At 65.1% G+C, this 13377-nt stretch carries 15 protein-coding genes; 11 read left to right on the top strand and 4 right to left on the bottom strand.

Translation table 11 applies throughout. The features are described from left to right. The first annotated feature begins 108 nt into the window (after window positions 1-108). From C8K14_RS16660 to C8K14_RS16645, 4 genes are read left to right on the top strand one after another with little or no spacing between them, the layout of a single operon-like run. The gene (locus C8K14_RS16660) at window positions 109-570 is read left to right on the top strand and encodes a VOC family protein (protein WP_158271937.1); all 462 of its coding nucleotides are present in this window, start codon (window positions 109-111) and stop codon (window positions 568-570) included. Further along, on the top strand, window positions 567-1040 hold the full coding sequence (locus tag C8K14_RS16655) for a RidA family protein (protein WP_107717719.1): 474 nt from the start codon (window positions 567-569) through the stop codon (window positions 1038-1040). The genes C8K14_RS16660 and C8K14_RS16655 overlap by 4 nt, the downstream gene beginning before the upstream one ends. Further along, window positions 1037-2353 carry an amino acid deaminase gene (locus tag C8K14_RS16650; RefSeq protein WP_199223761.1) on the top strand — a complete coding sequence of 439 codons (1317 nt, stop codon included), beginning with the start codon at window positions 1037-1039 and terminating at the stop codon, window positions 2351-2353. The genes C8K14_RS16655 and C8K14_RS16650 overlap by 4 nt, the downstream gene beginning before the upstream one ends. 25 nt (window positions 2354-2378) lie before the next feature. Next, window positions 2379-3176: an HpcH/HpaI aldolase/citrate lyase family protein gene (locus tag C8K14_RS16645; protein ID WP_107717717.1), complete on the top strand. Its 798-nt coding sequence runs from the start codon at window positions 2379-2381 to the stop codon at window positions 3174-3176. Window positions 3177-3226: 50 nt separating this feature from the next. Here the strand turns inward: C8K14_RS16645 and C8K14_RS16640 are convergent, their stop codons facing one another. Further along, entirely contained in the window at window positions 3227-3997 is a 771-nt protein-coding gene (locus C8K14_RS16640) for a class II aldolase/adducin family protein (RefSeq protein ID WP_054131514.1), read from the bottom strand. A 95-nt stretch (window positions 3998-4092) separates the two neighbouring features. On the opposite strand from C8K14_RS16640, the gene C8K14_RS16635 reads away from it, so the two are divergent. The 3 genes from C8K14_RS16635 to C8K14_RS16625 all read left to right on the top strand — a co-directional run bounded on the left by C8K14_RS16635 (window position 4093) and on the right by C8K14_RS16625 (window position 6597). Continuing rightward, window positions 4093-4791, top strand: a complete 699-nt coding sequence (locus tag C8K14_RS16635; RefSeq protein ID WP_158271936.1) for a Crp/Fnr family transcriptional regulator — start codon at window positions 4093-4095, stop codon at window positions 4789-4791. A 99-nt stretch (window positions 4792-4890) separates the two neighbouring features. Beyond that, a complete protein-coding gene (locus C8K14_RS16630; RefSeq protein WP_107717713.1) occupies window positions 4891-5190 on the top strand; it encodes a hypothetical protein in 300 nt (99 codons plus the stop codon). Window positions 5191-5316: 126 nt separating this feature from the next. Beyond that, window positions 5317-6597 carry a cytochrome P450 gene (locus C8K14_RS16625; protein ID WP_107717711.1) on the top strand — a complete coding sequence of 427 codons (1281 nt, stop codon included), beginning with the start codon at window positions 5317-5319 and terminating at the stop codon, window positions 6595-6597. A gap of 12 nt (window positions 6598-6609) precedes the next feature. Here the strand turns inward: C8K14_RS16625 and C8K14_RS16620 are convergent, their stop codons facing one another. Beyond that, on the bottom strand, window positions 6610-7353 hold the full coding sequence (locus C8K14_RS16620; RefSeq protein WP_107717709.1) for an arylmalonate decarboxylase: 744 nt from the start codon (window positions 7351-7353) through the stop codon (window positions 6610-6612). A 30-nt stretch (window positions 7354-7383) separates the two neighbouring features. Then, window positions 7384-8568, bottom strand: coding sequence for an FAD-dependent oxidoreductase (locus C8K14_RS16615; protein ID WP_369974062.1), 1185 nt, complete (start codon window positions 8566-8568; stop codon window positions 7384-7386). Window positions 8569-8738: 170 nt separating this feature from the next. On the opposite strand from C8K14_RS16615, the gene C8K14_RS16610 reads away from it, so the two are divergent. Together C8K14_RS16610 and C8K14_RS16605 are read left to right on the top strand one after the other, a co-directional pair. Next, complete coding sequence (locus C8K14_RS16610) at window positions 8739-9752, top strand: oxaloacetate decarboxylase (protein WP_233251121.1); 1014 nt, start codon at window positions 8739-8741, stop codon at window positions 9750-9752. Window positions 9753-9892: 140 nt separating this feature from the next. Then, window positions 9893-10684, top strand: a complete 792-nt coding sequence (locus C8K14_RS16605) for a helix-turn-helix domain-containing protein (protein WP_022677690.1) — start codon at window positions 9893-9895, stop codon at window positions 10682-10684. Between the two features lie 71 nt (window positions 10685-10755). Here the strand turns inward: C8K14_RS16605 and C8K14_RS16600 are convergent, their stop codons facing one another. Next, the gene (locus C8K14_RS16600) at window positions 10756-11679 is read right to left on the bottom strand and encodes a polysaccharide deacetylase (RefSeq protein ID WP_107717703.1); all 924 of its coding nucleotides are present in this window, start codon (window positions 11677-11679) and stop codon (window positions 10756-10758) included. A gap of 215 nt (window positions 11680-11894) precedes the next feature. Here C8K14_RS16600 and C8K14_RS16595 point away from each other — a divergent pair, with 215 nt between their 5' ends. Further along, a complete protein-coding gene (locus C8K14_RS16595) occupies window positions 11895-12545 on the top strand; it encodes an isochorismatase family protein (protein ID WP_107717702.1) in 651 nt (216 codons plus the stop codon). Continuing rightward, on the top strand, window positions 12542-13273 hold the full coding sequence (locus C8K14_RS16590) for an SDR family NAD(P)-dependent oxidoreductase (RefSeq protein WP_107717701.1): 732 nt from the start codon (window positions 12542-12544) through the stop codon (window positions 13271-13273). Before C8K14_RS16595 ends, C8K14_RS16590 begins: the two co-directional genes overlap by 4 nt. Window positions 13274-13377 lie beyond the last annotated feature (104 nt).

Raw genomic sequence — 13377 nt, 5'->3', positions numbered from 1 at the left:
GCGTCCACGCGCGGATTGACAGATAAAAAATATAGTGAAAGCTATACAGATTGAATGGTCTGCGGATATGATGGTTCGTCCGGTGCGGACAGGAGAAGGAAGATGGGCATGGCGGAGCCAGAAGCACCCGCGGCAACAGCCGCCGGCGGCGGGCATTTTCGGATCAGGGGATTGTCGCATCTCGCGCTCGTCGTGGCCGACGTGGCGGTGACCACGGCCTTTTATCGCGATCGCCTGGGCATGGCGGTGATCCACGACGGCAGGGCCGAGACGGTGCCGAACGCAAAGGGCATGATCGGGCAGCTGCTGCTGGAACTGGAGCAGCGCGAGGCCAAGACTGGCGCCGATACCATCACGCCTGCGCTCACCGTGGACGATATCGATGCCGCGTTCGCGGCGCTGGCCGATGTGCGCATCGGCGTGGCGGACCAGCCCGACGAGATGTTCGGCGTCCGCTATTTCTCGGTCCGCGATCCCGATGGGCGCGCGGTTGAGCTTATTGCCTTCCCCAACGGGGAGGCTGACCTGGGCGCCTTCGGGCGCAAATTCTTGGAAGGCAGCGCCGCATGACCCAATCGCTTTCACCCGAAGCCCGCTTGGAGGAACTCGGCCTCGTGCTGCCGCCGGCGATCCCCTCCATCGCCAACTTTGCGCCTGCCCTGCTCGATGGCGGCTTGCTCTATCTTTCCGGGCAAGGCCCGCGCGATGCGGCCGGCTACCGCTTTGGCAAGGTCGGTGCCGACGTTTCTGCGGACGAAGCGCGCGAGCATGCCCGGCTGGTGGGCCTTTCGCTGCTTGCCGCCATACGCCAGGAACTCGGCTCGCTCGATCGCGTCCGGCGCGTGGTGCGCCTGTTCGGCATGGTCAATGCGACGCCGGACTTCGTGCTGCATTCGCGCGTGATCGACGGCTGCTCTGACCTGATGTGCGCGGTGTTCGGCGAGGAGGCTGGCCGCCACGCGCGATCGGCAGTGGGCGTGGGCTCGCTGCCGGGGAACATCACGGTCGAAATCGAGGCCGTTGTCGCGGTGCATCCATGAGCGGCGCAGAGCAGACCCCGCTGCGCTTCGATGGTGATCTGTCGGGCACGCTCATGCCCTGGGACAAGGGGGTGCCGGGGGGCGGCGGACCGATCCCGCTGGCAGACGTGGCGGGCAAGCGCTGGAATCTCTTGCGGGAAGACCTTCCCCTGCCGGTCGCGGTGCTGGACGGAGAGAGCCTGGAGCGCAATAGTCGCTGGATGCGGAGCTTTGCGGCCGAGCACGGCGTGGCGCTGGCCCCGCACGGCAAGACCACGCTCGCCCCGGCGCTGTTCGACCTGCAGATGCGCGATGGCGCGTGGGGGATTACGGTATCGACACCCCACCAGATCGCCGTTGCCGTGGCGGCCGGGCATCGGCGCATCTTTGTGGCGAACCAGCTGATCGGGCGCAGCGGCATCGCCTATGTGCTGGATCAGCTTGAGCGGGATCCTGAGCTTGCCATCTATTCGCTGGTCGATTCGCTCGATCTGGTCACACAGCTCGCCGCCGTCGCAGCCGGGAAAGGCGGTCGTCGTGCGCTGCCGGTGCTGGTCGAAATGGGCTTTGAAGGCGGGCGCACCGGATGCCGAACGGTGGAGCAGGGCCTTGCCGTCGCGCGGGCAGTGGCTGCCTCGCCGTACCTCGAACTTGCCGGGGTCGAAGGATTTGAAGGTATTATCCGCAAGGCGGACCTGGAATCCACGCTCGACGCCGTGAACGCCTTCCTGGGCCAGGTTGTTATGCTTGCACAGGCGTGTGACCGGGAAGGGCTGTTCGCCTCGGACGATGTGCTGCTGAGCGCGGGGGGATCGGGCTTTTTCGATCTGGTCGTTACCGCGTTCAACGCCGCGTGGTTGGAGCGCCGAACCACCACGCTGCTGCGCAGCGGCTGCTACATCACGCACGACTCCGGCCTGTACACGTTCCTGTTCTCCCTGCTGAACATGCGGGCGCCCGAACTGCTGGCCGAGGATGCGCCAAGCCCGGCCTTGCGCGTCTGGGCCTATGTGCAATCCATGCCAGAGCCCGGCCGCGCGATCGTCACCATGGGCAAGCGCGATGTCGGCTTTGACGAGATGCCCAAGCCGGAACTTTGGCATCGCCCCAGCGCAGACATGTCGGCGCCGCAGGCGCTAACGCCAGACCATCAGGTCATCGCACTCAACGACCAGCACGGGTTTCTCGATATCCCGCACGAATCCCCGCTGCGGGTGGGCGACATGATCGGCTTCGGCATCTCTCATCCGTGCCTCACTTTCGACAAGTGGCGGGTGCTGCACGTGATCGATGGCGCGTTCGACGTCATCGGATCGATCCGGACCTATTTCTGAGCACGCAAAAAACTGGAGAGGAATTATGGCAAACCCGCTTATCGAACGCCTGAAGCGCGGCGAAGTCTGCGTCAACGGGTGGCTGCTGGCACCTGACAGCTATGTTGCCGAGATCATGGCGCAGACCGGCTGGGATAGCCTGACGATCGATCTGCAGCACGGGCTGCATGACTATCGTTCGGCAGTAGAGAGCCTGCAGGCCCTGCATGGCCGCGGCCCGGTGCCGCTGGCGCGCGTGCCGTGGAACGAGCCGGGCATCATCGGCAAGATCCTGGACGCGGGCGCATGGGGCATCATCTGCCCGATGGTCAACAATGCCGAGCAGGCGCGCGCGCTGGTGGATGCCTGCCTCTATGCGCCGCAGGGTGCCCGCTCCAACGGGCCGGTTCGCGCCGGTTTCTATGGGACGGCGTCGCCCTATCAGGGGATCGCCAATGCCAATGTCCTGGTTCTGCCACAGATCGAGACGGTCGAGGCGGTGGAGAATCTGGAGGCGATCCTCGATGTGCCGGGCATCAGTGGCGCCTATGTGGGGCCGAGCGACCTTGGCCTGGCGATGGGGCTCGCGCCCGTGCTCGATCGTCAGGAGCCGGAAATCCTGGCCATCTACGATCGCGTGATCGCGGCCGTGCGTGCGCGCAATCTCATTGCCGGCATCCAGAACGGAACGGCCGCCTATGCCGCGGAAATGGCGGCGAAAGGCTTCCAGATCGTGACCGTGGCCACCGACGTCAATCTGATGGGCATGGCCGCGTTCCAGGCCGTGACGACGACGCGCTCGCTGATCAAGCAGTCGGCATCCGCAGACGCCGCGACCGCCTGATCATCACTAAGACACTGGTGCGCGGCCTGGCCCGCGCACCAGTCCTTCCGTCAGTCGCGGTAGCTGGGGTCGATACGGTCGAGCTTGCGCAGCAGCGCCGGCCATGCCAGCCGCTCTGCCACCAGGCCCATACCGGCAGGGGATGATTGCAGCGCGACCTTGGACAGCGTCTCGGGCGGCGGAGCATGCAGCGCATCGCGACCGGCCGACAGCATCAGGACCTGCGCCTCGCAGGCGCGCTCGAGGAAATAGAGACGCAGGAAGCAGGCAGCGACGCTCTTGCCGACCACCAGCGTGCCATGGTTGCGCAGGATCATCAGGTTGGCGTCTCCCAGATCAGCCACCAGGCGTTCCCGCTCCGCCAGATCCACCGCCAGCCCTTCATATTCATGATAGGCCAGGCCGCTGCCGGCGATCATCGCGGTCTGGGTGTGGGGCAGCAGCCCGCTCTCCATGGCCGAAACAGCCTGGCCATGCGGGGTGTGGAGATGCATCACGGCGGCCGCGTCCTCGCGCGCCATGTGGATCGCCGAATGGATCGTGAAGCCGGCGGGATTGACCGGGTGCGGCGTCGGGCTCACCGGATTGCCATCGACATCGATCTTCACGAGGCTGGACGCGGTGACTTCCTCGAACATCAGGTCGTATGGGTTGATCAGGAAATGATGCTCTGGGCCGGGGATGCGCGCGGACAGATGGGTGAAGATCAGGTCGTCCCAGCCGAAATGGGCGACGAGCCGATAGGCCGCGGCCAGGTCGATGCGGATCTGGCGTTCCGCCGCTTCCACGGAATCAGGGGCTTGCGTGGCGTTCAGGGTCATGCGTCTCTCCAGTGGTTATTGCCGCAAGGATGCCACAGACCGGCTGGTCGCTTTGTCGATTGGCCGACATTTCCCTGCGGCCCAAGGATGATCGAATGACAAAGGAAGCGCGGTTCCTTGCGACCATGCAGGGCAAGAGCGAATGGTTTGCGAGCCTGGCCGATCCGATCCAGGTGCAGCTGGCCGCCGCCGCGCAGGTGCGCCGGCTCAAGGATGGCGAGGCGGTCTATCGCCAAGGCGATGCGCCCGACGGGCTGTACGCCATGCTGCAGGGCCGGGTTCGCCTGATCGCGTGGAGCCCGGGCGGCGTCGGCTGCCTGCTGCTGCTCGCCGCCGAGGGCATGTGGTTCGGCGAAGTTTCGACCATCGATGCCGCGCCCCGCCAGCAGGACGCGATCGCGCAAGGGGCGTGCCAGGTTGCCCGGATACCGCTTGCCGCGATTGCGGAGATTGCCGCACAGCAACCCGAACTGTGGCGGCATATCGGCCGGCTGGCCTGCACGCATCAGCGCCAGGCGATCAGCCACATTCAGGATCTCCTCAGCCTGCCGCGCGCCGCCAGGGTGGCCAAGGTGCTGCTCGCATCAAGCGCGGGTGACGATGCCCCGGTGGCGATGACCCAGGACGAACTTGCCGGCACCTGCGGCATGGGACGGCAGACTGCCAATGCCATTCTGGGCACGCTGGAGCAGGCCGGCATGGTGCGGCTGGGCTATCGCGTGATCTGGATTCTCGATGCGGAACGCCTGGCGCGCGTCGCCATGGGCGAAATCTGCCGCACCAACAAAGAATAGTATTTACTATATGAAATTTTGCGGTAGCGTGCGGCAACAGGCACACCGCTTGCCGGCGGGCAGGCGTCCACCGCGCGGCGAGCCAGGGAAGGAATATCTATGTCTGTTGCCGGAACATGGAACATCATCGTCAACTCGCCGATGGGGCCGATGAAAAGCGTGACCACCTTCACGGTTTCGGGGGATAGCCTGACCGGCACCGCCACCGATGCAGATGGCGCGCCGCACCCCATCCAGGACGGCAAGATCACCGGCGATAAGGTGAGTTGGAAGATCGACATCACCAATCCGATGCCGCTCTCGCTCACGTTTGATGGCACCGTGGCCGAAACCAGCCTGAGCGGCAGCGTTTCGGCCGGCCCGTTCGGCGCGTTCTCGTTCACCGGCGAGCGCGGCTGAGCGCCTTCCAGCGCACCTGCTTCGACCCTGGCGGGCCGGGGCGGGCGCGGATCATCCACCCATCCTTCCACGTTCGGTTCCGGCGCGCCCATCGCCCCGGGGCTTGCTTGTCCGGGACAGTGTTCCATGTCAGCGCAACCATTGCAGGGCGACGTCACGCGCCGGTCGATCAGCGACCTTGCGGACCTGCCCCATCCGTTCGAAGCGGGTTTTTCCGAGGATTTCGCCGCGCTGTTCGGAACTGCCGAACGGCTGTTCAAGGCGGGTAGCAAGCGCATCGTCGTGTTTCGTGGCGAGGATCTGCGCAGGATCGCCGCGCTTCCGGCGGTGGGCAACATGCCGCTTCGCGCCCTTGCCGAGCGGGCGATGGAAGAGGCGGGGGACGATCGGGCCGAGCACGACCAGCCCGACGTGTCGAACTTTGGCCGCATCCTCTTCAATCAGGTCTTCACCGCCAATCCGCCGCTCCACGGCCCGACCCGCCAATTGCTGGCCAAGCCATTCGGCATGAAGCAGGTGGCAGCGTTCGACGATCTGGTGCGTGGCGTGGTGGACAAGGTCCTGGCCGAGGTTGCCGGAGCGGGCGAGATCGATTTCGGGTTCGACTTCACCGAACAGGTCACTGCGGGATTCTGGGGCGCGCTGATCGGCCTTACGCCATCGGAGCAGCGCCAGGTCGTCGAGCAGGTGCGCGCGATGACGTCGTTCTTTTTCCTCGTGCGCACCGCTGCCGAGACGGTTGAGGCCAACGCGGCCATCGGCGCCTATCTGTCGCTGATGGCCACGGCGATCGAACGGACATTGGCCGAAGGCAACAATCCGCTGCTCGCCACCATGGCGGCGGAGTTCGATGCGGTCACGATTGAAGGCAAGCCGGAAAGCGTGGCGCTGTCGCTGGCCGCCAATCTGATCGACGGGTTCCATACCGCCGCGCTCGCTGCCGCCAACGCCACATATCAGCTACTCCGCCATCCCGCTGCGGCGGCAGAGGTGCGGGCGGACCCGCAGCGTGTCGGCGCCGCGATCGACGAGGGCCTGCGGATGTCGTCCCCGGTCATCGTGACACACCGCTATGCGCTGGAAGACTTCGTGTTCGACGACGTGCTGGTCCCGGCCGGAACCGCGATTGCCATGCTGTGGGCGGCAGGCAATCGCGATCCCGATATTTTTGACGATCCCGGCACATACAGGCTGGAGCGGATGCGGCGCTATGACGCCACCTTTGGCGGCGGCATTCACCTGTGCCCGGGCCGCAATATCGCCCGGTTGATGGTTCATCGCATGCTCGCCCGGCTGTTCGCCCCTGACGTGCGGATCGAACTGGCCGGGCCGGTGGAGTGGATCACCCAGTCGACCATGCGCCAGCCTTACCGCATGCCGGCGCGGATCGACATGGTGCCAGGCTAGGCTGTTTATGGCCTAAAATTCCGCCAGCAGCCGCCCCATACCGGAAATGCGGTCCTTGATCCCAAAGCTGCGGAGCGCGTGCCAGTAGGTGGCGGTGTTGATCGCGATCACCGGCTTGCCAAGGCGGGCCTCGTGTCGCGCGGCGATGTCGACCATCGACAGGTTGGTGCCCACCTGCACGATGGCATCCACGTCGTCGCCATCGAGATGGTCGATGACAGCGTCGAGCCGATCGGGCGTGACTTTGGCGATATCGGTCCAGCGGCGGCATTGCAGCGGGACATCACGCTTCACCGCAAAGCCGCTTTCCTCGAGAAACCGGCGGACTTCGGCGTTGGCGACAGGATAATAGGGCGAGACGAAGCTCACCGATTTTGCGCCATAGGCATGGAGCGCGGCGGCAACCGATTCCGCGCCGGTGGACGCGCCTACGCCCGCCACCTCCTGAACCTGCGCCTTCCATGCCCGTGCGCCATCGACGCCGCCGTAGAAGGTGACGGCCGACATGCCGAGCACGAGGTAGTCGGGCTTGCAGGTCATTACCGATCGCACCGCATCGAGGGTGTTTTGCGCGATCGCCGTGGTGCCGGCGATGAAGTCCTCGTTGGTGAGGGCGTAGGGGTCTTCCACCCAGATGCGCGAGACGTGGTTGGTCACGCCGTCGGGGCGCATCCGCTCCATATCGGGTTGGACGACGGTGTTGGTCGAGGGCGCGACCACGCCGAACAGCGCGCGCCAGCCCAGAACGTCGGTCATTTTGGCAGGTCTCCTGTAGTCACCACGCCGTCACGCGATCTGCGCGGCGAGGTCGAGGCTTTCGAACATGGCCTGGCGCAGCATGTAGGCGCGGCGCTTGTCGTCATCGGCCAGGATATCGAGCATGGCGCGGCGACGGGCTTCATGCGCATTGTCCTGGTTGCCGCGGATGAATTCCATGTTCTGGCGGGTCTGCGTCTGGGTGAACGTGTGCGTCACCGTGCGGCGCTGGCGGTCGAACAGCGCCAGGCCTGACTCGGCACTGGTGTTGCCGGTGATCGCCGGCGCCAGCTTGTCGAACAGGTTGAACGCGTCATGGATGCCCGAATTCATGCCGAAGCCGCCGAGCGGGTTGTTGAGGTGGGCGCTGTCGCCGATCAGCATCACGCGGCCTTCGCGGAACGACTTGGCGACGCGCTGGTGCACCCGGTACAGCGTGCGGTGTCGGGTTTCCACGCTCGCGCCGTCGCCGGTGATGCGGTCAAAAATGGCATTTTTGTTGGCGTCCGAGCGCAGCGTCGTCTCGTCCACATCGCCGTTGACCGGCACCAGCACCCGCCACAGCGAGGGCACGCGCAGCAGCACCAGCCACTCGGCGGGGTCGCTGACGTAGTTCACGTAGGCGAGGTTGGGCAGGTAGTCTGCCAGCTCCACCTCGGTGGACAATGTCAGGAAGCGCTCGGGATAGGTGAAGCCATCGAATTCGATGCCCAGCCACTTGCGCACGATCGAATTCGCCCCGTCGGCGCCGATCAGGTAATCGGCGCGGATCGTCTCGACGCCGGTCATGGTTTCTACCCACAGGTCGACCCCGGCCTCGTCCTGGCGGAATGTCAAAAGGCGGCTGTTGAAGCGGATGTCGGCGTGCGGCAGCTGGGCGAGACCTTCCGCCAGTGCGCGCGAGAGATGATACTGTTCGCACTGGATACGGAAGGGATAGCGCGTGACGTCGGCGATCTCGGAGAGGTCGAACGCGATCACTTCGCCGCTGGCGCGGTCGCGCCAGTGGAACACCGGTGCTTTCAAGCCACGATCGAGCAGCATTCGGGTGATGCCGATGCGGTCGAGCATCTCGAGCGTCGGGGGATGAAAGGTGGATGCGCGCAAGTCTTGCGCGCAGTCGGCGCCCGTCTCGAGCACGATTACCGAGATACCTTCCTGCGCCAGCAGAGTCGCCATGACCGTGCCGACGGGTCCGGCACCGGCGATGGCCACCTGGCAGCGATTATGCCCTGTCATTTCCGCATTCTCCGATCAGCACCGGCCCATCGCAGGAGCCGGTGAACACCCGGCGGTTATGAACGCGACCACGGTGCCAGGAGCAGGACGCGGGCACTCTATCCACCTGCCGGTTAGGCGATCAGCACGCGTGTTTTTCCAACCACTTGGCAGCGCTGGAGAGGCCTGGCCCGGGCGGCTGGCTCACCGCCTGTCGGCGATTTTTGGGGCAAGCGGCGGCGCGCGCAGCCGCGCATGCGAACGCCTTGGCAACGGGCCCTGCAGTTCGGGGTCGATGGAAAAGGCAGGCAATTTCGATGGCGGACCCTCTTTTGCGTACGCGCCTGGCCGAGGGCCGCTTCTTCATGGTGCCCGGCGTGCAGGACATGATCGCTGCCGTGATCGCGCGAAAGGTCGGTTTCGAGTTTGTCTACGGCACCGGCTACTGGCTGACTGCCTCGGCCTTTGGCCTGCCCGACGCCGGCATTGCGACCTATACGCAGATGCGCGACCGGATGGAGACCCTTGTGCGCACCAGCACCGCGGCTGTCATTGCCGATGGTGATACCGGCTATGGCGGCCTTATCAACGTGCATCACACGGTGCGCGGCTACGAGGCTGCCGGGGTCACTGCGATCCAGCTTGAGGATCAGGAGTTTCCCAAGAAATGCGGGCATATGCCCGACAAGTGGATCGTGCCGGTGGAGGATATGGTCGAGCGCATCAAGGTTGCCTGCGCGGCACGGCACAGCCGCGATTTCGTGGTGATTGCCCGCACCGACGCCCGCCAGTCCGAAGGCGAGCAAGGGGTGCTGCGGCGGCTGCGCGCCTATGCCGAGGCCGGGGCCGACGTGCTCTTTCCCGAAGCGCTGGTCGATGAAGAGGAAATGGCAAGGGTCTGCGCCGAACTGCCGCTGCCCTGCATGGTCAACATGGCAAACGGCGGGGCCAGCCCGATGCTGGAGCCGACGCTGCTGGCAAAGCTGGGCTTCGCCTTTGCGATCTACCCCTCGCTGACCAGTCTGGCTGCGGCGCAGGCGATGGAGACCGTGCTGCGCGCGCTCAAGGACACCGGCGCCGGAGACCCTGAGGGACTGTTTGATTTCAGGGAATTTTCCGCATTGATCGGGATGGACGAGGTGCGCGAATTCGAACGCCGATGGGCGCGGCCATCCGTCTAGGCGCCGTGCAGGACGGCCCTATCTGGGCGTGGCTCGAGGCTGATTTATCCGCCTGTCGGATAAAACCTTGATAAAATCGGTGAAACGTCATTTTCTCGTCACTCTTTGATCCCGGTCAAAGACGTGGGGAAATTGGTCACATGGAAAAAGGCGTTCCGATTCGGTCCATCACCCGCTCGATCGCGGCGCTGCGCGCGATCAACCGGGCAGGTTCGCTCAACATGATGGAGATCGCCAAGGCGTCGGAGGTGCCATACGCCACCGCCTGCCGGATCGTGCAGACGCTGCTGTATGAAGGGCTGATCGAGCAGGAGCCGGCGCGCAAGCGCTACCGTGCGACGATGCTGGTGCAGACGCTGGCCACCGGATACCAGCAGGACGATGCGCTGGTTCGTGCCGCGCGGCCGCACATTGTCGAGTTGACGCGCCGGTTCGGTTGGCCCGTGTCGATCGCCGTGCGGGTGGGGCGCGAGATGATGCTGCGCGATTCCACGCATTCCAACTCGTCGCTCACGTTCGAGCACTATTATCCCGGCTTTACCCTGCCGATCCTCGACAGCGCGTCTGGCAAGGTCTCGATGGCCTTTGCGCCGGACGAGGAGCGCGAGATGATCCTGCGCTTCATGCGTGTGTCGCAGGACATCGACCTCAATTACCTGGCAACGGCGGAAGTCGGCCTCGATGTCGAACGCATCCGGGCAGATGGCTATGCCGTGCAGGGGCGCAACTATCATAACCTGACACCGGGCAAGACCTCGTCGATCGCCGTGCCGATCTTCCGCAACGGCCGCTTCGAAGGGGCAATGACGCTGGCATTCTTCGTGGCGGCGATGAAGCTGTCCGAGGGGATCAACCTCTATCTGGCTGACATGAAGGCGACCGCCGACGCGATCAGCCACGCGCTCAGCAACGAGGTCATGGGTCATGCCTGACCAGGCGTGGGCCTGATGAAAAAAGGGGGCGGCATCCACGATGCCGCCCCCTTTTTGTCGCTCGCCCGGCCTCAGACGTCGCGCATCAGCTGGCCAGGAATGTGGGTTTCATGATTGGCGAGATACCATTCGGCGATTTCCTCGCGGGTGGCCCACCACACGCCGGGCAATGACTTGGCGTGCGCGATGAACTCGCGCAGCGCGCGCACGCGGTGTGCACGGCCCGATACGTGGGGGTGCAGGCCGACGTTCATGATCCGCCCGGTTTTGGCACCCTCGGCATAGAGCACGTCCAGTTCCTCGATCAGTGCATCGCGGAACTGGTCGGTGGTGTAGTTCTTGCGGGTGATGAAGGTAAAGTCGTTGATCTCGTTGGAATAGGGTACCGAAACGATCGGGCCGTGCGGGGTGCGCAGCAGGAACGGCTGATCGTCGTTCATGATGTCGCAGTAAAAGGTGCAGCCATATTCGGCGAGGATATCGGCAGTCTGCATCGTGCCGCGCAGCGACGAGGAGAGCCAGCCCTTCGACTTGCGCCCGACATAGTTTTCGAACTGCGCCAGGCTGCGCAGCACGATTTCGCGTTCTTTCTCGGGTGCTTGCGCAAAGCTGGTGAGCAACTCGCCCTGTTCCCAGTTGTGCGTCAGCAGCTCCCACCCGCGTTCGAGCACCGCATCGGTCATCGCCTTGCGGCGTTCGAACGTGACGGCATTGGTGGTGCAGCTGGCCTTGACGCCCAGTTCGTCGAACAGCTCGATCAGCCGCCAGATGCCTACGCGCTGGCCATATTCGCGCCAGGTATAGTTGGGGAAGTCGGGTGTATTGCCGGGCAGGGTGTCGGGCAGGATCGACGGACCACCGGCGTAGTAGGGCTTGTCGGTGTCCTTGGTAAGATCCCACGTTTCCAGGTTGAAAGTCAGGATCAGCGCGACGCGGGCCCCGTTCGGCCAGATCAGGGGCTTGCGCTGCGGCAGCGGGACGTAATCGTATTCCATGGTGCAACTCTCTGCTGAAACCGGGACCGAACCCCAATGGGGTGCAACGGGACGAATACCTACCTTTGCGGCCGTGGTGTCGATCCGGTCGCCCGCGATGACCACCAGTCGGATAGGCCGGGCGGGAAACCGGGCGCACCCCGGCCGGATGCTAGCTTGAAGGTGAATCGCCAAGGCTTTGCAATGGCCTGCATGCACGAAGGAAAGGCACGCCGATGCGCGACAATGATGATCTGATGGCCAACTATCGGAAAGCCTATGACAATCGCGTGGGATTTGGCCACCGTCCGGCGCTGATCCTGATCGATTTCTGCCAGGCCTATTTCGAGCCGGGCAACCTGCTGTACGCGCCCGTGGAAGCCGCGCTGGAATCCGCGCTGCGCCTGCGTGCGCTCGCCCGCGCGGCGGGCGTTCCGGTGGTTTTGACCAACGTGGTCTATCAGGCCGGTGGCTTGGACGGCGGGCGCTTCTTTGAAAAGGCAGTGCCCTTGCGCAATTTCCTCAAGGGCAGCCCCACTGCCGCGTTCGGCCCCGGGCTTACCCCCTTCGCCGACGAACTGGTGGTCTCGAAACAGTATCCCAGCGCGTTCTTCGCCACCTCGCTTGCATCCACGCTGACGGCGGCAGGCATCGATTCCGTGATCCTTACCGGGCTGACGACATCTGGCTGCGTGCGGGCCAGTTGCGTCGATGCCATGTCGCACGGCTTTCGCACCGCCGTGGTGGCCGAGGCCTGCGGCGATCGGCATCCCGACCCGCACGAGGCCAACCTGTTCGACATGAATGCCAAGTACGCCGACGTGGTCAGCGAGGACGAAGCCGCGCAGTTCCTGCGCTCGCTCGTCTCCGGGGCCGCAGCGGTATGAGCGCGCCGAGCGCCGCGCGCGTGGCCCTGGTGACCGGCGCGGCCGGGGGGCTGGGTAGCGCGATCGTCGAGCGCTTCAGCGCCGATGGCTTTACCGTCGAGCGCGCCGACCAGATCCGCCCGGGCCGGGCAGAAGACATGCGCGCCCACGTTTGCGACGTGCGTGATCCCCGCGCGTGGGAGGGGCTGGCCGCAACGCTTGCGGCGCGCCACGGGCAGATCGATGCGGTGGTTCACGCCGCTGGGTGGTATCGTCCGAACCTGCCCTTTGCCGAACTGTCGCCCGATCTGTGGCACGACCATCTCGCCGCCAATCTGCACAGCGCCTACCTGGCCTGCCGGTTTCTGTTTCCGCTGCTGTTGCGCCAAGGGTCGGTCGTGCTGTTCAGTTCCACCCTGGCCAGCCGACCGACGCCACTCTCGCTGGCCTATTCAGTGGCGAAGGCAGGCGTCGAGACCCTGGTCCGCGGGCTCGCTGCCGAGGCGGGCGCCAAGGGCCAGCGGATCAACGCTATTGCCCCCGGCCCAGTCGACACCCCGATGCTGCGTGGCAATGCCCTGGGCGCGGAAGGCGCGGCGGCCCTGATGGCCCGCCTGGAAGCGCGCGTACCGGCCGGGCGGCTGGTTACCCGTGAGGAGGTGGCGGCGCTGGCCGCGTACCTGTGCTCACCCGCTGCAGCGATGGTCAACGGGGCAGTGATCCCGCTCGATGGCGGCCAGGGTATCTGAGACCAGACGCCCAGCGTCACGCCCTTACGGCAATCCCCCCATTACCCAGCGTCAAAACCCTTCCGCCCGCGCGGGCACGGACGGAAGGGCATGGTCGATGCAGG

The sequence above is a fragment of the Novosphingobium sp. GV079 genome (assembly GCF_003058045.1).
Taxonomy (GTDB): domain Bacteria; phylum Pseudomonadota; class Alphaproteobacteria; order Sphingomonadales; family Sphingomonadaceae; genus Novosphingobium; species Novosphingobium capsulatum.
Note: the sequence above shows the minus strand (reverse complement) of the source record. Positions and strands in the feature narration are given on the sequence as shown.